Consider the following 22,033-nt stretch of genomic DNA (forward strand, 5'->3'; position numbering starts at 1 on the left):
GACACCGCCATCGCGGACAAATCATGCTGCGCAAAACAGCTCGACCAAGACCGCCCCGATACCGAAGTCCGGGGCCTAGACAATTCTCATTTTTTCTCAATGGTCTATCTGTGGGTAACTGAGTGCTCAACTTCTCTTCGAAGGCTTGCGGAAAGGTCTTGCTTCTCCACCCTTGCCGTTTCTGCTTTTTGAACGCGGCACGTTTGAGTCTTTGTAGGTGGCCTTTTGGCGCGCCTTTGGCGCTCTCAGAGATTTGGATGTGTCAGCAGCGTTCTTTTCTCGTTTTTGTCGCTTCTTATCCCTCGCGACGGGCTGTAGTTTTGCCTTTCCGTGCTCGCTTGTCGGCTGCGTATGCAGAGCTTTGTCCTGCTTTGGCGTATCCTCGCTTGCTTGTCTACTCGATGTGCTTGCACCGGATTTTCCTCTGCCCTTTGGGCGCTCGGATGCAATCTGGGTATTTTGGCTGGAAAGTTCGGAGCCGCGCGCAGACTTCGACGGCTTGCCTGCACGAGGCCCTCGGTTTTTAGCTACTTGGTCTGATGAATTTGGTGCCGCAGGCGGTCCCTTCGGAGAGGCATCGAAATCTGGTGCGCCTGCCAGCTCAGTGAGCGTCGCACCTTGTTCTAAGGTGAGCTCGGCCCCCAATTCTTGTTTCATTGCGGGCACAGCATCATTGGCAATCTCGACAAAGGTCTCTTGGTATTGAACACGGATTGCGCCGATGGCGTCTTTGGATAAACCCGCATTGCGGCACAGCATTGGCAGCAACCAACGCGGCTCCGCACGCTGTTTGCGCCCCAAAGAAAGTGAGAACCAAGTGCTTGGCCCAAACGCCGCGCGCCTATCAGTGTTGCGTTTTCCGGACTCTGGCGCCGTTCCCAGAATCTCCGGTGCCGAGCTGCTCTCTCGGTAAAGGCGCATATAGGCTGCAGCGACCTGCTCTGGGGTTCTTCCGCTGAGCAGCCGTTCTGCAAAAGCCGTTTCCTCGGCACTTGGCGGCTCATCCAGGGCGGGATTGGAAAGGATGCGTTCCTCTTCCTGTGCGAGCACCTCGTCCGCAGAGGGCGGGGCGCCCCATTCGGCCTCCAACTTGGCTGATTTGAGCAATCGTTGCGCCTTTGAGCGTTGTCGACCTGGCACGATCAAGATGGACATTCCCTTGCGCCCGGCGCGACCTGTCCGCCCAGAGCGATGCAGCAGATTTTCCGCATTTGAAGGAATATCTGCATGGATCACCAACTCCAGCCCTGGAAGATCAATACCACGGGCGGCCACGTCCGTCGCAACACAGACCTGCGCGCGCTTGTCACGCAGGGCTTGCATCGCATTGGTGCGCTCTGTCTGGCTGAGCTCCCCCGACAGTGAGACAACAGCAAATCCCCGATTGGAGAATTTCGCGGTCAGACGCGCAACCATGGATCGGGTATTGGCGAACACAATTGCGGTCTCTGCGTTGTGATAGCACAGCAAATTGATAATCGCTTTTTCGATATCTGACGGTGCCACGTTCAGGGCACTATAGGTAATGTCCGAATGCTGTGCTTCTGCACTTCCGACCTTGATCCGCTGCGCATCTTCTTTCTGGTAAGTCTGGGCCAGCTTGGCAATGCCTCGCGGAACAGTGGCAGAGAACATCAAGGTGCGCCGGCTCGTGGGCGTTTGATCAAGGATGTATTCAAGGTCTTCGGCGAACCCCATGTCCAACATTTCGTCGGCTTCGTCCAGAACAACAGTCCGCAAATCACTCAGGTCGATCACACCACGCGCGATATGATCGCGCAGCCGCCCAGGCGTTCCGACCACGACATGTACACCGCGCTCGAGCGTCCTGCGTTCTGCGCGCGCATCCATACCACCAACTGCCGACGCTGTGACTATCTCGGCCTCAGCGAACAGCCAATCGAACTCTCGTCGAACTTGCAAGGCCAGTTCGCGTGTGGGTGCGATAATCACGGCCAATGGCGCAGCTGGTCGATCAAACCGACCGTGCTTATCAAGAAGTTCTTCCATCATTGCCAGCCCGAAGCCCACGGTTTTGCCAGAACCGGTTTGCGCAGAGACAAGTAGATCTTTTCCTGCCAGCGCTTCATCTGACACAGCCTCTTGTACAGGGGTCAAGCCGCTATAGCCTTTTTGGGAAAGCGCTAAGGATAGGGTTTTCGGGAGGGCAGAGAAATCTTGCATGGGTCACCAAATGCCGGGAAAGATCTGGCGATAGTAGTATTTGGGTCAGATGTATAGCCCGTAACGTGCGCCCGAAAGAGAAATGCGTCAATCACGGGAAACTGACTTTCGCATCCGCCCAACCAATGGCCGCTGCGTTTAAACATTGTGAATTCGGTCGGTAACAGTTCATGTTGCTACGAAGGTCCGGTCTAGCTCAGCTGCAACGCAGCGTTAGGTAGCACCGGCGAAGTCGGCATTGGGTCGCCCTCTCGGACGGCCCTTCAACCTAGATTTCAATGGCTTCGGTGATGGCCAAGACATCCTCCAGTTCCACACCTTGATATCGGGTGGCGCTGTCCATCTTGGTGTGCCCAAGAAGAAGCTGAACGGCTCGAAGGTTTCCGGTCTTCTTGTAGATCTGAGTTACCTTGGTTCGCGTCATTGAATCTGTGCCGCAGGCGCTCGCTTCTAGACCGATTGACGTGACCCACGCGCGGACAATCCGTGCGTAGTGGCGTGTAGAGATGTGCAGGCGTCCTAAAATCTGCCAGGCCACAGGTGCTCGGAACCAGCCATCAGTTCGTCTTCTATCAACTTCTCAACAGAGGCTCGTGTGCCTTCGGATATTTCAAAGCGCACTGGTTTTTGCGTTTTACTTTGAAGGACCGAAGCCCATTCCTTGTTTTCACCGGATGCCATGACATCAACAACCTTTATTTTCACCAGGTCGCAGCCGCGCTGCTTACTGTCGATTGCCATGTTGAACAGCGCGAGGTCGCGATGGTTCTGGGCCAATTCAAGTCGCACTCGGATTGCCCAGACGTGCTTTGGTTTCAATGGTCGCCTCTGCCCGACGATCCGATCCTTGTTCCAAGCGGGGCGGAGAGCGCGAATGACGGGTAGATTTGGTGTTTTCATGACTGATCCTCCAACCCGCCAGGCCCTCCCAGAACGACAACCCGACGTTGACCGGAGCACTTAATCACAATATTCTGCGCTGCCTCTGAGGTCTGGAACGAGCCCAAAGTGACTGATGCTGCGTTTTGCACGAGTGTCCAGTTTTTCAGGATGGAGTCAAAACTTCGGTTTCTTTTACCACGACATTCTGCACGGATGGTTTTGACAGAATTCTGGCTTGGGCTTGCAGCAGCGAAACCATGCAGGCAATCTTGCTACGAGTGTGCAATTGGTGAAGGTCTCTGAGGAATGCCGCGATGGATAACTCGCTGGGGGATTGCGATCTTAGCTTTAATATCCATCGGTGGTTACCTGCTCTTGCTCCCTCCACTTCCGATTCCACCAGAGATCGGCAGGGGATTACCTGGTAACTTCGCGGAGGCCGACGACGAGTTTGAACGACGAGTATCGGCAGAGTTCACGTTGCCCATGGCAGAGACAGAGTTAATGGCACGGCTGAGCAAACAGGGCTTCACAATTCATTCTGACAATCATTATGCAGCCTTCGAGAAAGTTAGATTTCCTTGCACGTTGGTTTGGAGGGTTCATTGGGAAACGGTGGATGGCCGAATGGGTAATCTGACGTCCAAATACGGCGGAGTGTGCCTCTAGCTCCGGATGCTCGATAAGCAAATTCTTCGTCTTGCGACCGAAAATGGACCATGCGACTCGTGGGTAAATAATCCGCTTAGTCCCGCATTCGCTGCCACTGGTGAAGCATGCAGCTTCAGCCCGTTCCGCCACCACTTACTTCAGGGCTGCTATCCACCTCGGGGAACCGCTTGATAAAACGCAACGCCTCATCGGTGTTGCAGTGGTCTTGACTCTGCATATGCGGCTCCTTCTCTGTGGATTGAGCGGACGGAGAAACTGCGTGCTCAATGACGGACTCCTGCTGCCTCCATCCCTTCACCCCTTGTTAGCATCCGGATGGCGTGCCGAAGGTACATCTCCGCACCGCGTCAGGAAATTTCCAACGCCTCAGCCACGGCCTCAACCAACGCCTGCGTCAATCCACGGCGTCGCCCCTCACGGCGGGCAAATTCGGCCAACTCCGTGACAGGAATTGAAGGGAGGTGACTAACCTCCAGGCGGCTCAGCAGAGGGGCTGGCAAAGGGACCAAACTGTTGGAGGTCAGCACCCAGTTGATCCACGACAAGTGAAAGCCCACCTGGTGGTAGGGGCATTGCCAAGCGGCTGCCGAAGATGGCTCCAAAAGGGACAGCAGCCCCTCGGCAAGTCCGAAGATGTTGCCTTTTGTCGAAGTTGCCACCCCTGCCTTTTCCACTTCATCAACGACAACCACCGGGTTCGCAACCAGGTGCTTCAGGATCGTCCTCAATGGGCGGCCCGGTTGTGCTTTGGCCCAGCCGCGCTGAGAACCCACAATGCCGAAAGACGCCTGTTCCATCGTCGCTTCCACGCCACAGCGCGGTACGCCAAGTGCAGTGCTCAACTGACGGGCCCACATGCTCTTGCCGATCCCCGGAGGACCGTCAAGCAGCATCGGAGGCAGGCGGAAGCCTGCGCGCCTGTTTCGGGCCGAGCGCCGCATCGACTTCCAAAGGAGATCTGTCGCGGGCGCCATCCAGGGCATACCGGCATGAATCCCGGCGGCGATTTCATCCGCCTGATGCTCTGACCGGATCCGGATCGGGCCCACACCGTTGCGCAGGACTTCCAAGGCTCTTCGATCATCAAGTTTGAGGTGGGAAAGACCTGCGGCCGCAGCCCGCCGTTCCAGCAGTCTGCTACCCGGCGGTCTACTCGGTCCTGACCTTCGCGCCAGAGATCAACCTGCATCAGTTCGTTTTCCCACCGAAGGCAGTCATCACGATCCTCCGGATCCGGAGGCATGATACCGCGCTCAAGCGCGCGGCGCACTTTCAGGAACCGCTCCAGGCGCTTCCGTATTACTCGCCGGTCTTTATCAGCATTGTAAAACTGCGCGTCGATGAACTTGATCTTGGACATAACTGGCCCTTTCCCGGCGCGTCGCGCCGTCTGGCTCCCGATTGCACGCCGTGCGTTCGGAAAAATGGAGGAAGGAACCTGGCCAGGTTTGAGCTTAAGTCCTGCTCAATAAGACCGTTTCAGTCAACAGGAGGCGCTGATCAGAGCCGGTGAACAAAGCCTGATCAGCCGCCGAAAAGTGTCTTTTGCTAAGTCTTTGTTTTAAAAAAACCACCGGCCGAAGATCGGCCGATGGTAATTAACCTCGTGTCGGAATGGCAGGAAACCCCCATCAATGGCAGTTAATTCATGGGTCCGACAACAAACATCCGACCTTCGGAATTACCCACACTTGGAATGACCGCAGCTTCGGCAGGTCATGCAGCCTTCAATCATCACCATGTCGTACTGACCGCACGCCGGGCAGGCCTTTCCACGTGGCGCATCCATGTTCACAACCTGCGCTTGAGGGTCGGACTTGAGGCCCATGCCCTCGCCCTCAAGGAAACCGATCGCAACCATATGCTGTTCGATCACGCCACCGATTGCTGCAAGGATTGACGGGATGTACTTGCCCTGCACCCACGCACCTCCACGCGGGTCAAAAACGGCCTTCAATTCTTCGACGACAAACGAGACGTCACCCCCGCGCCGGAACACGGCCGAGATCATGCGGGTCAGCGCAACGGTCCAGGCGAAGTGCTCCATATTTTTCGAATTGATGAAAACCTCGAACGGGCGGCGACGTCCACCGATGATTATATCGTTAATCGTCAGATAGATGGCGTGCTCACTGTCGGGCCATTTCAGTTTGTAAGTCGAACCTTCAAGTGACTGCGGCCGGTCCAACGGTTCTGACATATAAATGACGTCACCGCCTTCGACTTCTTGCGGGGCATCCGCGCTTTCACCGGGCGCTTTGTCCGAGTTTTCCGAAACGCTCAACACGCTTCCGGTCACATCATTCGGGCGATAGGTGGTGCAACCTTTGCAGCCCTGATCCCAGGCCTGCATGTAGACATCCTTGAAGTCATCAAAACTGATATCTTCCGGGCAGTTGATCGTCTTCGAAATCGAGCTGTCGATCCATTTCTGCGCCGCGGCCTGCATCTTGACGTGATCCGCGGGCGTCAGTGTCTGCGCATTGACGAAGTAGTCAGGCAGTTCCACGTCGTCGAACTTGTTACGCCACATCTGCACGGCATAGTCCACGACCTCTTCCTCGGTGCGTGATCCGTCTTTCTGCAGCACTTTACGCGTATAGGCATAGGCAAACACCGGCTCGATCCCGGACGAAACATTGCCCGCGTAAAGCGAAATCGTTCCCGTCGGCGCGATCGAGGTCAGCAGCGCGTTACGAATGCCGTGTTCCCGAATTGCGTCGCGCACGTCTTCGTCCATCTGCTGCATCGTACCGCTGGCCAGGTATTTTTCGCTATCGAAAAGGGGAAACGCCCCCTTTTCCTTAGCCAAATCGACCGACGCCAGATACGCGGCGCGGGCGATCGCGTGCAACCAGCGCTCGGTCTGACGCGCCGCCTCGTCGGAACCATATCGCAGCCCAAGCATCAACAGGGCATCGGCCAGACCCGTAACGCCCAAACCGATGCGGCGTTTGTCCTGCGCTTCGGCTTCTTGCTCGGCCAGCGGAAATTTCGACACATCAACCACGTTGTCCATCATTCGGACCGCTGTGGCGACAAGTTCTTGCAGGGCATCTTCATCCAGATGCGCAGCATCTTCGAACGGCTCGGCTACTAGCCGTGCAAGGTTGATCGACCCCAGCAGGCACGCGCCATAGGGCGGCAGAGGCTGCTCGCCACATGGATTGGTCGCCGCAATGGTTTCAACATAGCTCAGGTTGTTTGCTGCATTGATCCGGTCGATAAAGATCACGCCGGGTTCGGCGTAGTCATACGTCGCCTGCATGATCTTGTTCCACAGGTCACGCGCCTGCACTGTGTGGTAGATCTTACCGTCAAAGACCAACTCCCACGGCCCGTCCGCCTTGACCGCTTCCATAAAGGCGTCGGTCACCAAAACCGACATATTAAACATGCGTAGTCGGGCCGGGTCGGATTTGGCTGTGATAAAATGTTCGATGTCCGGGTGATCGCAGCGCATCGTCGCCATCATCGCCCCACGACGGGATCCTGCGGACATGATGGTGCGGCACATCGCGTCCCACACATCCATGAAAGAAAGCGGCCCCGATGCATCGGCGGCTACCCCATGCACATCAGCACCCCTTGGCCGGATGGTCGAGAAATCATACCCGATCCCGCCACCCTGCTGCATGGTCAGCGCGGCCTCTTTCAACATGTCGAAAATGCCGCCCATGCTGTCTGGAATTGTTCCCATGACAAAACAGTTGAACAGCGTCACCTGCCGCGCAGTACCTGCCCCGGCTGTGATGCGTCCCGCAGGCAGGTATTTGAAGTCCTCCAGTGCCGCGTAGAACTTATCCTCCCAATGGGCCGGGTCCTGTTCTACCCGCGCCAGATCGCGGGCAATGCGTCGCCAGCTATCCTCAACCGTAATGTCAATGGGTGTCCCATCCGCTTGTTTGAAGCGGTATTTCATATCCCAAATCTGTTCGGCGATGGGGGCAGCAAAGCGGCTCATTGGCGATTCCCTGAGTAGAAAGAGATAAGCAGCTTACCCCAAATCACATCCTCGCCACAACACCTTGATGGCAGCGCCCAGCAGTCTACAATATAAAGATGGTCTTCGGGACGACTCTGTGGGAAAGCTGTGGATAAATACGTAAATCTCATAAAACTTTCGGTTGGCTCAGAAAGCGTTGACAGCCTGATTGCGTGGCAGCACAGCTATCGCCAGCGGTTTGATGACGGTCTGCCCCGCCACGTTACCCGCATGTGGCCGAAACGCGAGGCTGAGATACTGAATGGCGGATCGATCTACTGGGTGATTAAGGGCGTTGTCCAATGCCGGCAGCGCATCCTTCGTCTGGATGAGGTGCGGGGCGAGGACGGAATCCGCCGCTGCGCCATCGTTTTGGACCCAGATGTTGTCCGCACCCAAAACGCCCTAAAGCGCCCATTCCAGGGGTGGCGCTATCTGCAACCCGAAGATACACCAGCCGATCTGCCAAAAAGTCGCGCGCAAGACGACGCCCTGCCCGATGATCTGAATCAAGCGTTAGCGGAAATCGGTGTGTTGTAATCAGGCAAGACGATCCAAAAGCTCGGATAACACAGCCTTATCCTCGGCATCATAGCTGGCGACCCGGCTGCGCCACAACGTTGCCTGAGACCGCAGGATCAACCCATCTGACAAAATCTTCAGGTGATTGGCACGCAAGGTTTCACCCGTCGATGTGATATCCGCAACCGCCTCAGCCGTTTCATTCATCACTGTGCCCTCGGTCGCACCCTGACTGTCGACTAGAGTGTAATCGGCCACGCCCGCATCTGTCAGGAACTCACGCACCAGTCGGTGGTACTTCGTGGCAATCCGCAACCGATGGCCGTGTGCTTTGCGGAATGCCGCGGCAACGGCATCAAGATCGTCCAGCGTATCGACGTCTACCCAGCAGGCCGGTGTTGCGATGATAAGGTCGGCCTTGCCGAACCCAAGTTGCGAGATTTCTTCGACCTGCTGTTCCCAACGCGGCAGTTTCTCTTGCACCAGGTCAATGCCGGTGACACCCAGATGCACGCGTCCTGCGGCCAGTTCGCGCGGCATTTCCCCAGCGGACAGCAAGATCAGAGAAACGCCATCAATGCCTTCAACCTTGCCAGCATATTCCCGGTCCGATCCGCTGCGCGACAGAACAATCCCGCGCTTTTCGAACCACGAAAAGGTCTTTTCCATTAACCGGCCCTTGGAAGGCACGCCCAGTTTCAAACTCATTGCACGGCCTCCTCGATTTCCAGCATCAGGTCCGGGCGCAGCACCCCGCCCACGGCGGGGATTTCGGCACCGTTGCCCAATTGCCGGGTCAGTGCATCATAGCGCCCGCCGGTGGCAATCGGCGGCAGATCGGGGCGACCTTCGGCGTAAAAACCGAAGACAAACCCGTCATAGTACTCCATCGAAGTACGTCCGTAGGCGGCCTCAAAATCCAGGCGCGCAACATCCACACCGCGTGCTTGCAGCGCGGCTACCCGCGCCTCAAGCCGATCAAGCGCCTGCGTAATCTGCGGCAGGTCTACCGCCACGTCACGCAGTTGCTCTAACGCAAAGGGCATGGTTTCGCGTACGTTCAGCAGGGTCTCCAACCCTGCCAATTCACTGTCAGAGATCGGCGGCGTATCGCGGTCCTCCCGCAGGGCTTCGATCCGTGCCTCTATCTCGGCGACGCGGCGTTTACCGATATGCTGGGCGTCTGTTGCCAGCGGATCGTCAGCATCCAGCAGAGCGTCCCGCCCCTCGGGTGCGGGTTTGCGCCCGGCAAACCGATCCAGCAGCGTTCGAAAGCGACGCGGGCGCCACAGGTGCCGCATCAACGCCGACTTACGTCGGTCCGTGGTACGCAGCCCCTGAACCGCCGCCGTCAGAATGCCAATATCCCCGGTTGCAGCGCGCAGCGGTAGGCCGCGCAACTGGAGCGCAAATAGCGAGAACACCTCGGCATCCGCGCCCGAAGGATCGTCACGGTCAAAGACCTCGTACCCGACCTGAATGTATTCGTTGGACCGATCCGGGTTGAGCTCTTGCCGGCGGAACACCTCTCCGGAATAGGTATAGCGCGCAGGCTCAGCCCCGTCTGCCATGTGCATCTGCACCACCGGCAGAGTGAAATCGGGACGCAGCATCTGCTCACCCCGCAGCGCGTCCGACGTTACATAAGCGCGGGCCCGGATGTCTTCTCCGTATAGGTCAAGCAGCGTCTCTGCAGGTTGCAGCAGAGGCGGATCGACGACCTGCGCGCCCGCAGCCTCGAACCGGACGCGCATCATGGCCGCGCGGGCCTGAATCTGGGAACGATTTGCCATGACCTAGTCCTGACTGTCCAGAATTTCGCGAACCTTGGCGACCAGATCACCACGCGGCACTTCGAACTGGCTGGGGCGTTCTTTCCATTCTTCCAGCGTGGCGCTTTCGGCGATCTTCGCGCCAAGGAACAGGTCCTTGATCTGCACGATGCCATTGGCCTTTTCGTCGCCGCCTTCGATCACGGCAATCGGAGAGTTTCGCTTATCCGCATATTTAAGCTGATTGCCAAAGTTCTTGGGGTTGCCCAGATAAACTTCGGCCCGAATGCCTGCATTGCGCAGCTCGGCCACCATCGCCTGATAGTCCGCCATGCGGTCGCGATCCATGACAGTAACAACGACAGGCCCCTTGGCCTGTGCGCTGATCCGTCCTTTTTCGCGCAGAGCCGCCAAAAGTCGATCAACCCCGATGGAGATTCCAGTCGCAGGTACTTCTTGCCCGGTGAAGCGTTTGACCAGATCGTCATAACGCCCACCACCTGCGACGGACCCGAACTGCCGCTTGCGGCCTTTTTCGTCGAATATCTCGAAGGTCAGTTCGGCCTCATAGACAGGCCCGGTGTAATAGCCAAGGCCACGCACGACCGAAGGGTCGATAACGATGCGGTCCGCACCATATCCGCCCGCATCAAGCAGCGCGCCGATCCGCTCCAGCTCGGCGATACCATCTGCGCCGATCTTGCTGTCGCCCACAGCAGCGCGAAGGTTGACCAACGTTCCTGTGATGTCGGCAGCCTTGGACGTCAGGAACGCAATCACCGGTTCGGCTTGGTCATCGCTGAGTCCGACGCCATCAATAAACGCGCCCGAGGCGTCGAGCCGACCCTTGGTCAGCAATTCCCGCACACCGGCCTCACCGACCTTGTCGAACTTATCAATCGTGCGCAGAACAGCATCACGCTGCCCTTCGTCTGACAAGCCCATCGCCTCAAGCACGCCGTTCAGAACCTTGCGGTTGTTGACGCGTACCAGATAGTCACCGCGTGGAATCCCCACCGTCTCGAGCGTATCAGCCAGCATCGCGCAAATCTCGGCGTCCGCCGCCATCGAGGCCGTACCGACTGTATCCGCATCACACTGATAGAACTGGCGATACCGCCCCGGTCCGGGCTTTTCGTTCCGCCAGACCGGACCCATCGCATAGCGGCGATAGGGCGTGGGCAGATCATTGCGATGTTGCGCATAGACACGGGCCAAGGGCGCGGTCAGGTCATAGCGCAGGGCCATCCAATCGCCCTTGCCGTGCTCGTCGACTTCCTGCCATGCAAAAACGCCTTCGTTCGGGCGGTCCACGTCGGGCAGGAACTTGCCCAGCGCCTCAACCGTTTCGACCGCGCTGCTCTCAAGAGCATCAAAACCATAGCGATGATAGACGTCCGCAATAGCCCGCAGCATTTCAGTACGCTGCGTGACTTCCTGGCCGAAATAGTCACGGAACCCTTTTGGCGTTACGGCCTTGGGGCGGGGCTGTTTCTTTGGCTTGGCCATGTGGGGCGTCCTTGGGAGTTTCCTTGTTCCGCGCGCGGTCTATCCCATGCCCCGCATCGGGGCAAGGCACGCTTTCGCTGGCCTTGGACTTCCGCGGTCGCTATGACCGGCTCAAGACAGGAGATTCCAATGCAGCATCTGGAAGAACAGATCGCCCACCTGACCCGCACAGTCGACGAGCTGAACGCAGTCGTCACCCGCCAACAAGGCGATATCGACCGTCTGGCCCGCCGGGTCGAAATGCTGCTGCAGCGCGACGCTGATCGTGCGCAGGAAGGTTCGGGCGGGGTCGTGTTCGGAGACGAACGCCCGCCGCATTACTGAACGTCTTCCAGCCCCAGCGTGGTTTTCACCGCGTTGTCGATGCGGGCAGCAACCTCTTGGGCCGGACCAACCAATCCCGGCACCAAACCAGCGCTTCAGATTTCCTCCACCACGCTGACGCCATCCAGCGACTTTATCGCCCCCTTGATCTGCGGGTTGATGGGGAAATCCTGACCCAGATCTATCTCGACATCGCCCGGCAAACCGGGGTCCAGCAGGCAGATGTGAATCGGACCTTTGGCCGCCCGTTTGGCAGCACCGGCAGCATCCTCAAGCACCTTGGCAACGGTCGGCAGCACCTCGGGCACGTCCACGAATATGCGTAACCCCGTGGCACCTGCCTCGGCCACGACCGAATCTGCCGGTCCCACCGAACGCGCCAGCAATTTCAGCTGATCGGACTCCATCGTTGCCTCGGCAGACAGAACCACCTGTGCCCCTGTTTCAAGGAACTCGCGCGACTTCTCAAGCGTTTCCGAGAACAGCGTGACTTCATACGCCCCAGTTGGATCGGACAATTGCGCAAAGGCAAAGCGGTTGCCCTTGGCCGATTTCCGTTCTTGCCGCCCAGCGACAACACCCGCCATTTTGGCAATGAACGGACCCGAGCGCGCTTTTTCCGTTACGTCGTCAAGCGTCATGACCTGCTTGCGCTTCAGCGCGGGCATGTAATCATCCAGCGGGTGACCGGACAGGTAAAACCCAATGGCCTTGAATTCTTCGCTGAGTCGCTCTGCCGGCAACCAGTCTGGTGTTTGTGACAGGCGAGGTTCTGGCAGATCATCACCCGCCTCACCAAACAGCGACACCTGGTTCGAATTCTTCTGGTCATGGATCGCCGCCGAATACTGCACCAGCGGATCGAGGCTTTCGAAAACGCGGCGGCGGTTCTTGTCTAGCTGATCGAACGCCCCAGCCCGCGCCAGCATTTCCAGCGGACGTTTGCCGACCTTCTTAAGGTCAACCCGGCGGGCAAAGTCGAACAAGTTGACAAAGGGTTTGTCCCCACGCCCCTCGACGACAAGATTCATTGCCTCGACGCCCACGTTTTTCAAAGCGCCCAGCGCATAGACAAGTTGCCCGTCTATCACATCAAACGTTGCAATTGACCGGTTTACACAGGGTGGTACATAGGGCAGCTCAAGCCCCTTGCGCACCTCTTCGAAATATACCGCCAGCTTTTCGGTCAGGTGGATATCGCAGTTCATGACACCCGCCATGAACTCGACCGGATGGTTCGCCTTTAACCAGCCAGTCTGATAGCTGACCACCGCATAAGCCGCCGCGTGGGATTTGTTGAAGCCATAATTGGCGAATTTCTCAAGCAGGTCGAACACCTCGGACGCCTTCTTGGCATCCACGCCATTTTCTGCCGCGCCCTTTTCGAATTTGGGGCGCTCGGCATCCATCGCCTCTTTGATCTTTTTGCCCATTGCGCGGCGCAGAAGGTCAGCGCCGCCAAGGCTATACCCCGCCATGACCTGAGCGATCTGCATCACCTGCTCCTGGTAGACGATGATGCCTTGGGTTTCCTCAAGGATATGGTCGATCAGGGGGTGGACCGATGTAATCTTGCGCTGGCCGTTCTTGACCTCGCAATAGGTCGGGATGTTCTCCATCGGGCCGGGGCGGTACAGCGCCACAAGGGCGACGATGTCTTCAATACAGGTTGGCTTCATGCGCTTGAGCGCATCCATCATGCCCGAGCTTTCAACCTGGAAAACCGCTACAGTCTTGGCAGCCGAATAAAGCTTATATGTTGCCTCATCGTCCAGCGGGATGGCGTTGATCTGGTTTTCGGCCCCCTCAGCCGGTTCGTAAAGCTCAGTACCATCTGCCGCGATGTGCAAGGGCCGCCCGGATTTAAAGATCAGATCCATCGCATTCTGGATCACGGTCAGGGTTTTCAAGCCCAGAAAGTCGAACTTCACCAACCCCGCCTGTTCGACCCATTTCATATTGAACTGGGTCGCGGGCATGTCTGACCGCGGATCCTGATAAAGCGGCACCAACGCATCCAGCGGACGGTCTCCGATCACCACACCCGCCGCGTGGGTTGAGGCGTTACGCAGCAGCCCTTCGACCTGTTGGCCGTAGTTGAGCAGACGATCAACAACCTCTTCATTTCGCGCTTCTTCGCGCAGGCGCGGCTCGTCTTTAAGCGCCTTTTCGATCGAAACCGGTTTCACCCCCTCGACCGGGATCATCTTGGACAGGCGATCCACCTGCCCGTATGGCATTTGCAAAACACGCCCAATATCGCGCACGGCGGCTTTCGACAGCAGCGCACCAAAAGTGATGATCTGCCCCACCTTGTCACGTCCGTATTTCTTTTGAACGTAACGGATCACTTCCTCACGGCGATCCATGCAGAAGTCGATATCGAAATCGGGCATCGAGACCCGTTCGGGATTCAGGAACCGCTCGAACAGCAGGCTGTAACGCAACGGGTCAAGGTCGGTGATCGTCAGCGCGTAGGCCACCAGCGACCCCGCACCCGAGCCCCGCCCCGGCCCAACCGGAATGTCATGGTCCTTGGCCCATTGGATAAAGTCGGCAACGATCAGGAAATAGCCGGGGAAACCCATCCCCTCGATGATACCCAGCTCGAAATCCAGCCGTTCCTGGTATTCTTCCGGTGTAACCGCATGAGGGATGACAGCCAAGCGTTTCTGCAGACCTTCATTAGCGATGCGGCGCAGTTCGGCCACCTCGTCGTCAGCGAACTTCGGCAGGATCGGATCGCGGCGATAGGCCATGAAGGCGCAGCGCTTGGCGATCTCGACCGTGTTCTCGATCGCTTCGGGCAAATCTGCAAACAGGGTCACCATTTCCTGCTGCGACTTGAAATAATGCTGCGCCGTCAGGCGGCGGCGACCGGCTTGCTGATCGACATAGGCCCCTTCGGCGATACAGATCAGCGCATCATGGGCTTCGTACATATCCGAGGCCGGAAAATAGACGTCATTAGTGGCGACCAAGGGCAGGTTCTTGGCGTAGGCCATCTCGACATGGCCGCGCTCAGTCAAACGTTCGGCCTCGGGCTGGCCATCCTCACCCGGATGGCGCTGCAATTCCACGTATAGACGATCCGGGAACATTGCTGCCAGCCGGTCCACCAGCGCCTCGGCGGCGGGGCGTTGACCTTGTTGCAGCAAACGGCCTACCGGCCCGTCTGGTCCGCCGGTCAGGCAGATCAAACCATCCGAGCGTTCGGCTAGCTCCTCAAGCGTGACCTGCGGCAACTGCCCGCCCTTGTCCACATAAAGACACGAGCTGAGCTTCATCAGGTTCTCATACCCTGTCTCGGATTGCGCCAGCAGCACCAGTGGTGCCGGGGCCTTGGGCTTTTCACCGGGTTGGGCCTGCACAAAACACAAGTCCACCTGACAACCCATGATCGGCTGCACCCCTGCCCCGCTTGCGGTGACTGAGAATTCCAATGCCGAGAACATGCTGTTGGTGTCCGTGACAGCAACGGCGGGCATCTCCATCTTCTCGCACAGGGCAGGCAGCTTTTTCAGCCGCACGGCCCCTTCCAGCAAGGAGTATTCAGTATGAACGCGAAGGTGGATGAATCGAGGTGTAGTGCTCATAGCGCCTACGCTACCCCAGCCCGCAGCGCTGCAAAAGCGGGAACCGACGCTTTTGGATGTTTAAAAAATCAGCACCGATTGTTCGGCTTTTTCAGAAGGTGCTTCGGCAGGGGCTGCTAGGTCAGAACGGAAAACGCATTGATTTCAAATGGCTGAATGGTTCGGAAAACAGGCATTACCCTATCGATTGGTCGTAATCATGCATAACATAATCAGTTTTTCTTGCCAGATAACCTGCCCTGTTTCTAACATCGAACGGCAAGCTATACGCCCGCCACTCTTTCTACGTCGCATCGAAGGAGGGCACCGCAGGGCGCAACCGGGTAAGGCGACGGGTTTCTCGAATGAATATCACGTTTCTTCTGAACGGAGAGACAGTTGAGCTGGTGGATGTCGATCCAACGGCCACACTGCTGGACTGGCTGCGCGAGGATCGCGGTCTTACCGGCACCAAGGAAGGCTGCAACGAGGGCGACTGCGGCGCCTGCACCGTGATGGTGACCGACACAGATGGGGTCAAAGCACTAAATTCCTGCATCCTGTTTCTGCCACAGTTGCATGGCAAAGCGGTCCGCACCGTCGAGGGGGCTAGCGGCCCGAACAAAGAACCCCACCCGGTACAACAAGCGATGGTGGACCTTCACGGTTCGCAATGCGGGTTTTGCACGCCCGGTTTCGTGATGTCGATGGTTGCAGGCCACGCAAATGGCGCGACCGATCACGATACGCAGCTTGCCGGGAACCTGTGCCGCTGCACCGGCTATGCGCCGATCATCCGCGCAGCGAAAGCGGCTGAGGCGCAAGCCGTCCCGGTCTGGGTCAAGGACAAGCCCGTTGCAACGTCAGCCGCGCCGACCATGTTGCCCGGTTCGTCTGACGAATTGGCCGCCTTATATGCAAACCACCCGGATGCCACCCTGGTCGCAGGCGCGACCGATGTAGGCCTGTGGGTCACGAAGCAACTGCGCGATCTGGCCCCGGTGATCTTTCTGAACCGCTGCGAGGATCTAAAAAAGGTCACGATCACCGAAGCCGAAATCCGCTTTGGCGCCATGGTGGACATGAACCGAATGGGCGAGGCGCTGGCCGATATGCACCCCTCTTATGCCGAGATGATCCGCCGGTATGCCAGCGTTCAGGTCCGGCACGCCGCCACTGTCGGTGGGAATATCGCCAATGGCTCACCCATCGGGGACAATCCACCCGCATTGATCGCGCTTGGCGCAACTCTTCATCTACGCCATGGGGATGAACGCCGGTCGATCCCGCTGGAGGATTTCTTTATCGACTACGGCAAGCAAGATCGCAGCCCCGGCGAATTCGTCGAAGCCGTCAGCTTCCCGCACCAGCCGGATCGCCTGAAGTGTTACAAACTCAGCAAAAGGTTCGATCAGGATATCTCGGCCGTATGCGGGTGTTTCAACATCACCATTGCAGATGGCACCGTCACTGATGCGCGCATCGCGTTTGGCGGTATGGCCGGTATTCCAAAACGCGCCTCAAACGTTGAGGCCGCTTTGATCGGCCAACCGTGGACGCCCCAGACCATTCAGGCGGCATTGCCTGCTTTTGGAACGGACTATGCCCCGCTTACGGACATGCGCGCCTCGGCCACCTATCGGCTAGAGACGGCCAAAGCGATGCTGGAAAGATACTTCCTTGAAGATCAGGGTGAGGTAACAAACGTGCTGGAGGTGTCAGCATGAGCGTGACCAAGGCTCTGCCTCATGACGCGGCCCCCCTGCATGTCTCTGGTGTGGCGCGATACGTGGATGACATCCCCACGCCAAAAGGAACGCTGCACCTGGCGTTTGGCCTCAGTCCGATAGCCAAAGGCAGAATTAGCGCGATGGATTTGTCGGCCGTAGAGGCCGCGGACGGCGTGGTCATGGTCATGACCGCCAGCGACCTGCGTTTTGCCAACGATGTCTCTCCGTCGATCCACGATGAACCGCTGCTATCAGACGGCACGGTTCACTACATCGGCCAGCCCGTATTTCTGGTCGTTGCGACTAGTCATTTGGCCGCGCGCAAAGCAGCGCGTCTAGGTAAGATCGACTATGACAAAGAGACGCCGATCCTGACGATCGAAGACGCGCTTGCCGCCGACAGCCGGTTCGAAGACGGTCCGCGCATCTATGCCAAGGGCGATGCAGAGGCCGCCATTGCCGGCGCGGAGCACGTGATCGAAGGGTCCTTTGACCTTGGCGGGCAAGAGCATTTCTATTTGGAAGGACAGGCCGCCTTGGCGGTTCCGAATGAAGGCGCGGATATGCTGGTGCATTCCTCGACCCAGCACCCAACCGAGATTCAGCACAAGGTGGCTGATGCCCTAGGCGTTCCGATGAACGCCGTCCGGGTCGAGACCCGCCGTATGGGCGGCGGTTTTGGCGGCAAGGAAAGCCAAGGCAACGCTTTGGCCGTAGCTTGCGCCGTTGCAGCGCGGGCCACCGGCAAGACCTGCAAAATGCGATATGACCGCGATGATGACATGATCATCACCGGTAAACGCCACGCCTTCCGCATATCATACAAGGCTGGTTTCGATGAACACGGACACATTCAGGGTGTCTTGTTCCACCACTATGCCATTTGCGGTTGGGCACAGGACCTGTCCCTGCCCGTTGCCGACCGCGCGATGCTGCACTCGGACAATGCCTACTTGCTGCCGAATGCCCGGATCGAAAGCCACCGACTAAAGACCAATACCCAATCCGCCACCGCCTATCGCGGGTTCGGCGGCCCTCAGGGAATGGTTGGGATCGAGCGGGTCATGGACCACGCGGCCTATGAATTGGGGCTGGATCCGGTCGAATTGCGTCGTCGCAACTACTATGAGCCCGCACACGCAGTAACCGAACATGCACCCGCTAAGAAACCGCTGGGTCATCCCGATCCGCATGAAGACCTGACCAGCCGTGGCGCTGTTGAAACCGGGAACGCTCCGGTGCGTCCTCTGCCTGCCGGTGGCAATACAACACCCTACGGCATGCAGGTCAGCGACTTTGAACTGCACGGCATGACCGAATCGCTACTGAAATCCAGCGACTATGCCGCGCGCAAGGTCGCTATCCAGAAATGGAATGCCGCGAACCGCGTGATCAAGAAGGGTATCGCCTTTTCCCCGGTCAAGTTCGGTATTTCCTTCACGTTGACCCATCTGAATCAGGCAGGCGCGTTGGTGCATGTCTATCAGGACGGCTCGGTCCACCTGAACCACGGCGGCACCGAGATGGGTCAAGGGCTGTTCCAAAAAGTCGCGCAGGTCGCTGCGTCGCGCTTTGGCATTCCGTTGGAGATGGTGAAGATCACCGCCACTGACACCGCGAAGGTGCCCAACACATCAGCCACGGCGGCATCATCCGGTAGTGACCTGAACGGAATGGCCGTGAAAGCCGCGTGCGATACGATCCGCGACCGGATGGCCGACTACTTGGCCGAACGCCATCAGGCCGATCCATCGACGGTTACCTTCTCGGATGGCACCGTTTCGGTTGGCGAAGAACGCTATACCTTTGCCGAAGCCGCATCCCTTGCCTATCAGGGTCGGATCAGCCTGTCGGCGACCGGGTTTTACAAAACCCCGAAGATCGAGTGGGACCGGATCAAGGGGCACGGCCGCCCGTTCTTTTACTTTGCCTATGGCGCGGCTGTGACCGAGGTCGCCGTTGACACCCTGACAGGGGAAAACCGCATCCTGCGTACGGATATCCTGCATGACGCGGGGGCCTCGCTGAACCCCGCGCTGGACATCGGGCAGGTCGAAGGCGGCTATGTGCAAGGTGCTGGCTGGCTGACGACCGAGGAACTGGTCTGGGACGATACCGGCAACCTGCGCACGCATGCGCCGTCGACTTACAAAATCCCCGCCTGCTCGGACCGGCCGGATGTCTTCAACGTCGCGCTGTGGGAGGGTGAGAATCGCGAGAACACGATCTATCGCTCGAAAGCGGTGGGTGAGCCGCCCTTCATGCTGGGCATTTCGGCTTGGTTGGCGCTATCAGATGCGGTAGCGGCCTGTGGCGACAGCTATCCGGCGTTGAACGCGCCCGCGACGGCCGAAGAAATCTGGCAAGGCATCCAAAGGGTAAAAGGAGGCATCTGATGGGATTTGACCTTGAGGCTTTGAGGGAGGCAGTCAAAACCCACGGGACAGTTACCCGGGTGGTCATCGCTGCGATCAAGGGATCGTCCCCGCGTGAGGTGGGTGCCGCAATGCTGGTTTGGGAGGACGGGCAAAGCGGCACAATCGGGGGTGGCACCCTTGAGTTTCAGGCGACCGAAGCCGCGCGGTCGCAAAAAGTGAAAGCTCTGCTGACCCACCACGCGCTTGGGCCCGAGATGGGTCAATGCTGCGGTGGCGCGGTATCGTTGTTAAGTGAGGTCTATGACCGTGAGGCCGTAGACGCGCTGGACAAAGCCGTTATCGCACGGTCAGCGAAGGATGGTGACATGCCTTTATCCGTCAAACGCCTGCTGGCATCCGCCCGCAGTCAAGGCATCGCACCTGAGCCGCAACTGATTGAAGGCTGGATGGTTGAACCGGTGCACCAACCCACGCGCAATCTGTGGATCTGGGGCGCAGGCCATGTGGGCCGCGCGCTGGTGGATGTCCTGTCCCCACTGCCCGATCTGGCGATTACCTGGGTCGATACCACGCAAGATCGGTTCCCGGACAGCATTCCACCCGGTGTGACCGCGATTCCGGCTGTCAAACCGGCGGCGCTGGTCCATCATGCACCACGTAGTGCCGAGCATCTTGTGCTCACTTATTCTCATAATCTGGACCTGGAACTGTGCAACAGGCTGCTTTCGCACGATTTCCGCTTTTCTGGCCTGATCGGCTCGGCTACGAAATGGGCGCGATTCCGGTCTCGGTTGGCGGCCCTTGGGCATTCACCCGAACGGATAAGCCGGATCACCTGCCCAATCGGTGATCCGTCACTGGGCAAACACCCGCAAATGATAGCCGTTGGCGTCGCCGCGCAAGTGTTGCGCCCGGCCCGGCAGAATGAGTTGAAGAAGGACCTGAGCGCGTGACCATTCCACTCCTAAGTTTGCAGGGGCTGACCAAGGCCTATCCCGGTGTCGTGGCCAATGATCAGGTGTCCTTTGACATTGGCGAGGGCGAAGTCCATGCCCTGCTTGGCGAAAACGGCGCGGGCAAATCCACGCTAGTGAAGATGATTTATGGTTTGGTTAAGCCCGACAGCGGCACTATGGCGCTACGCGGCCAACCCTTTGCGCCGGCTGAACCCAGGGCTGCGCGCGCGGATGGGATCGCGATGGTGTTTCAGCATTTCTCGCTGTTCGACGCGCTTAACGTGGCCGAAAACATTGCCCTGGGAATGGAGAACCCGCCTCCAATGGGTGATCTCGCCTCGCGCATTCGCGAAGTGTCCGAGACCTATGGCCTGCCTTTGGACCCTTACCGTACAGTTGGTGACCTATCCGCCGGTGAGCGTCAGCGGGTCGAGATCATCCGGTGCCTTCTTCAAGACCCCAAGCTGTTGATCATGGATGAACCAACCTCGGTTCTGACCCCACAAGAGGTCAACATCTTGTTCGAAACACTGAACAAGTTGCGGTCCGAAGGGACATCCATCCTGTATATCTCCCACAAACTCGAAGAAATTCGGACGTTGTGTGACCACGCGACAATCCTGCGGCTGGGCAAGAACGTGGGCGAATGTGTCCCCTCACAGACCTCAGCCCGTGATATGGCCGAGCTGATGGTGGGTTCAACACTGCAAACGCCCGAACGTGCCGGGCGTGATTTCGGTGAGGTCGCGTTGGATGTCAGCGGGTTGTCGGTGCCTTCGCCTTCGGAATTCGGAACCGCGTTGAAAAATGTTCACATGACCGTTCGAAAGGGTGAAGTTCTTGGTATCGGTGGGGTTGCCGGCAACGGTCAGGATGAACTGCTGGGCGTGCTGTCCGGTGAAATCCTGACCACCGCAGACGCGATCAAGTTCAACGGACAGCCCATCGGAAAACTCGGCCCAACAGCGCGCCGCAAGCTGGGCGTTCTGACCGCCCCCGAGGAACGGCTTGGACACGCGGCAGCCCCGGATATGAGCCTGACCGAAAACGCGCTGCTGACCGGGTCGGTCCGCGAGAGCCTTGAGAACAACGGTTTTCTCAAATGGGCCGAAACGAAGAACTTTGCCGAGAAAATCATAAAAGCTTTCGATGTCCGAACCCCCGGACCCGAGAACGCGGCCCGATCATTGTCGGGTGGCAATCTGCAAAAATTCGTCATTGGCCGCGAAGTTATGCAAGACCCGGACGTTTTGGTGGTGAACCAGCCAACCTGGGGCGTTGACGCCGCTGCGGCGGCGGCAATCCGACAGGCGATTCTGGATCTGGCCGCCAAGGGTACGGCGGTTGTCTGCATCTCGCAGGATTTGGATGAACTGATGGAAATCTCCGACAGTTTCGCCGCCCTGAACGAAGGCCGGCTAAGCGCACCGCGTCCGACCTCCGGCCTGACCGTGGATGAGATCGGCCTGATGATGGGTGGCGCGCATGGCATGGAGGTGGCCCATGTCTGAAACACAACAAAAGAGAACAATAACAGGGGGATG

General features: G+C 58.2%; 13 protein-coding genes and 1 pseudogene. 6 read left to right on the plus strand and 8 right to left on the minus strand.

The window, feature by feature from the left end; genetic code table 11:
- Nucleotides 1-126 precede the first annotated feature (126 nt).
- The 4 genes and pseudogenes from AC2FIT_RS20565 to AC2FIT_RS20580 all read right to left on the minus strand — a co-directional run bounded on the left by AC2FIT_RS20565 (nt 127) and on the right by AC2FIT_RS20580 (nt 7,702).
- The gene (locus AC2FIT_RS20565) at nt 127-2,118 is read right to left on the minus strand and encodes a DEAD/DEAH box helicase (protein WP_496832029.1); all 1,992 of its coding nucleotides are present in this window, start codon (nt 2,116-2,118) and stop codon (nt 127-129) included.
- 334 nt (nt 2,119-2,452) lie between these two features.
- A pseudogene (locus AC2FIT_RS20570) lies at nt 2,453-3,084 on the minus strand (tyrosine-type recombinase/integrase).
- 1,001 nt (nt 3,085-4,085) lie between these two features.
- On the minus strand, nt 4,086-4,808 hold the full coding sequence (locus tag AC2FIT_RS20575; protein ID WP_496832030.1) for an AAA family ATPase: 723 nt from the start codon (nt 4,806-4,808) through the stop codon (nt 4,086-4,088).
- Between the two features lie 611 nt (nt 4,809-5,419).
- Nucleotides 5,420-7,702 carry an adenosylcobalamin-dependent ribonucleoside-diphosphate reductase gene (locus tag AC2FIT_RS20580; RefSeq protein WP_496832032.1) on the minus strand — a complete coding sequence of 761 codons (2,283 nt, stop codon included), beginning with the start codon at nt 7,700-7,702 and terminating at the stop codon, nt 5,420-5,422.
- A gap of 129 nt (nt 7,703-7,831) precedes the next feature.
- Between AC2FIT_RS20580 and AC2FIT_RS20585 the strand changes: the two genes are divergently transcribed.
- Nucleotides 7,832-8,263 (plus strand): DUF1489 family protein, encoded by a 432-nt coding sequence (locus tag AC2FIT_RS20585; protein ID WP_496832033.1) that lies wholly within the window; start codon nt 7,832-7,834, stop codon nt 8,261-8,263.
- On the opposite strand, the gene hisG is transcribed toward AC2FIT_RS20585, so the two are convergent.
- From hisG to hisS, 3 genes are read right to left on the minus strand one after another with little or no spacing between them, the layout of a single operon-like run.
- A complete protein-coding gene (gene hisG, locus AC2FIT_RS20590; RefSeq protein WP_496832035.1) occupies nt 8,264-8,953 on the minus strand; it encodes an ATP phosphoribosyltransferase in 690 nt (229 codons plus the stop codon).
- Nucleotides 8,950-10,038, minus strand: a complete 1,089-nt coding sequence (locus tag AC2FIT_RS20595) for an ATP phosphoribosyltransferase regulatory subunit (RefSeq protein WP_496832037.1) — start codon at nt 10,036-10,038, stop codon at nt 8,950-8,952. Before AC2FIT_RS20595 ends, hisG begins: the two co-directional genes overlap by 4 nt.
- A gap of 3 nt (nt 10,039-10,041) precedes the next feature.
- Nucleotides 10,042-11,526, minus strand: a complete 1,485-nt coding sequence (gene hisS, locus AC2FIT_RS20600; RefSeq protein ID WP_496832039.1) for a histidine--tRNA ligase — start codon at nt 11,524-11,526, stop codon at nt 10,042-10,044.
- A gap of 129 nt (nt 11,527-11,655) precedes the next feature.
- Between hisS and AC2FIT_RS20605 the strand changes: the two genes are divergently transcribed.
- Entirely contained in the window at nt 11,656-11,850 is a 195-nt protein-coding gene (locus tag AC2FIT_RS20605) for a SlyX family protein (RefSeq protein WP_496832041.1), read from the plus strand.
- 95 nt (nt 11,851-11,945) lie between these two features.
- Here the strand turns inward: AC2FIT_RS20605 and dnaE are convergent, their stop codons facing one another.
- Nucleotides 11,946-15,446, minus strand: a complete 3,501-nt coding sequence (gene dnaE, locus AC2FIT_RS20610) for a DNA polymerase III subunit alpha (protein ID WP_496832043.1) — start codon at nt 15,444-15,446, stop codon at nt 11,946-11,948.
- A gap of 344 nt (nt 15,447-15,790) precedes the next feature.
- On the opposite strand from dnaE, the gene xdhA reads away from it, so the two are divergent.
- The 4 genes from xdhA to AC2FIT_RS20630 are packed head-to-tail and all read left to right on the plus strand — an operon-like array spanning nt 15,791 to nt 22,000.
- Nucleotides 15,791-17,152: a xanthine dehydrogenase small subunit gene (gene xdhA / locus AC2FIT_RS20615; protein WP_496832045.1), complete on the plus strand. Its 1,362-nt coding sequence runs from the start codon at nt 15,791-15,793 to the stop codon at nt 17,150-17,152.
- Nucleotides 17,149-19,551 carry a xanthine dehydrogenase molybdopterin binding subunit gene (xdhB, locus tag AC2FIT_RS20620; protein WP_496832047.1) on the plus strand — a complete coding sequence of 801 codons (2,403 nt, stop codon included), beginning with the start codon at nt 17,149-17,151 and terminating at the stop codon, nt 19,549-19,551. Before xdhA ends, xdhB begins: the two co-directional genes overlap by 4 nt.
- Nucleotides 19,551-20,486, plus strand: coding sequence for a xanthine dehydrogenase accessory protein XdhC (gene xdhC / locus AC2FIT_RS20625; protein WP_496832049.1), 936 nt, complete (start codon nt 19,551-19,553; stop codon nt 20,484-20,486). Before xdhB ends, xdhC begins: the two co-directional genes overlap by 1 nt.
- Nucleotides 20,483-22,000 (plus strand): ABC transporter ATP-binding protein, encoded by a 1,518-nt coding sequence (locus AC2FIT_RS20630; protein WP_496832051.1) that lies wholly within the window; start codon nt 20,483-20,485, stop codon nt 21,998-22,000. Before xdhC ends, AC2FIT_RS20630 begins: the two co-directional genes overlap by 4 nt.
- Nucleotides 22,001-22,033: the final 33 nt, after the last annotated feature.

This window comes from Ruegeria sp. YTSA135 (assembly GCF_059610165.1).